Source organism: Bacillus ectoiniformans, from assembly GCF_016908875.1.
In the GTDB taxonomy this organism is placed as follows: domain Bacteria; phylum Bacillota; class Bacilli; order Bacillales; family Domibacillaceae; genus Bacillus_BX; species Bacillus_BX ectoiniformans.
In genome coordinates this window covers 1-1,859 of record NZ_JAFBES010000030.1, presented here as the reverse complement: position 1 = coordinate 1,859, position 1,859 = coordinate 1, and the positions used below count along the sequence as shown (strand labels likewise).

Annotated in this window: 1 protein-coding gene; it reads right to left on the bottom strand. The window is 42.6% G+C overall.

Translation table 11 applies throughout. The features are described 5' to 3' along the window. Positions 1 to 87: 87 nt before the first annotated feature. The gene (ltrA, locus tag JOC78_RS17370) at positions 88 to 1,371 is read right to left on the bottom strand and encodes a group II intron reverse transcriptase/maturase (protein WP_204558605.1); all 1,284 of its coding nucleotides are present in this window, start codon (positions 1,369 to 1,371) and stop codon (positions 88 to 90) included. Between the last annotated feature and the right edge of the window lie 488 nt (positions 1,372 to 1,859).

Sequence of the window (1,859 nt, the reverse complement as noted above, 5' to 3'; positions counted from 1 at the left end):
ATCGAGTAGGAGGATAATCATTAATTGATTATCCGACCTCTCACACCACCGTACGTACGGATCCGTATACGGCGGTTCAATTTTATACTAAGCATGTACTTTGTTGTATTGTTCTAGGCAAGAGATTAGCCCGAATTTGGCTAATCTCTTGTTTGTGATTGTTGTGGTTAAAATCCATGAGTAGGCTATACGGATGGCACCTTTGCTGGTGTGACTGTATTTGTACGCATTGAATTTATCTACGCCTAACTTGATCAGATTTTTCCTACGGTTCTTGGCAGTTTTCCACTTTTTCCAGATGCACATTCTTAATCGAACTCTTGTATGTGAATCTATTTTTGAAAGAAGCTTCTTCATATAACCGATCCGGAAGTAATTAACCCATCCTCGAATTAACTGATTCAAACGCTCGACTTGGTACTTCGTACCGACACCCCAGTTCTTCTTTGTTAGTTGCTTCAGCTTGAACTTGAAGTTGTCTACGGATTTCTGATGAGGCTTCGCCTTATATAGACCGGTCTGGTATTCCTTGAAGAATCCGAAGCCTAAGAACTTCATATTAGGATCATTAGGTCTCGTTACTTTCGATTTCTCGACGTTGACAATCAGACCTAGTTTCTCTTCAATAAATTTTGATACAGACCTCATCACTCGTTTGGCCGACATCTCACTCTTAACCATGATAATGCAATCGTCTGCGTATCTAACGAAACGCAGTCCACGACTTTCTAATTCCTTATCCAGTTCGTTAAGCATGATATTGCTAAGTAGCGGAGATAAGTTTCCGCCTTGTGGCGTACCTATTACTGTCTCTTTGTAGTCTTCATCAATTTGCACACCACTGACTAAGAACTTCCGGATGAGTGAAATGACATCACCATCATCCACTGTTCTCGCTATGAGGTTCATCAGTCTATCATGGTGAACCGTATCAAAGAAGCGCTCAAGGTCAATATCCACAATCCAGTCATATCCTTCGTTCATGAATTCTAACGCTTGTAGGATCGCCATTTCTGCATACCGTTTGGGTCTGAATCCGTAGCTGTTTTCGCTGAACTGTTTGTCAAACAGTGGCGTTAAAACTTGTGCCATTGCTTGTTGGATCACTCGATCCGTCACAGTGGGGATTCCCAGGAATCGTGTTCCTCCATTTGGTTTTGGGATTTCGACCCTTAGAACAGGTTGAGGCTTGTATTTTCTTTGGCGGATTTGACGGATGATATCATCCTTATTCTCCACCATGTGCAGAGCTAATTCGTCTACACTCATTCCATCCACACCGGATGCGCCTTTGTTACTTTTGACTTTTTTGTAGGCCTGGTTAAGGTTGTCTCTATCGAGTATTTTATCGAGTAATTTTTGTTCATACATGCTTGTTATTTCCTTTCTTTCTTGTCGGTTGGTATCCACTTTCTCGCGTGTGGCCAGTGGTCTATTTCCTTCCGCAGTTAAGATTTCTATAACGATAAAATTGTTCAGCCCTTCGCTCATTCTAATTTTCATTAGACCTCTTCACTACTATGGCTTCTGCTGACTTCTCACTATCCAGTCTTGTATCACTACAAGATTTTGATGTAGACTAGTGAGACCTCCCCAGTTAAGGTGCGAACTCTTTCCCTCCATCTATCTGCCATATATACACCGCATGTTCAAGTAGCTATCGGACTTCAACTTCTTTCGCAGTCTCATCCTCATGCGTTGCCTCTTATATGATTTCTGTTCGTCAGACCAGAGGTTTGCCTCGAGCTTCCTTCAGATTCCACATCACTATGGACACCCTTGCTTTTGGCTATGTACTTACCGCTACCAGGTCGTACTCGGGACTTTCACCCGTTAGAGTTCGCCCATGCTGGGCGAAC

Coding starts and splice junctions, on each gene's coding strand:
- ltrA (WP_204558605.1), bottom strand. CDS start 1,371: ATGTATGAACAAAAATTACTCGATAAAATACTCGATAGAGACAACCTT.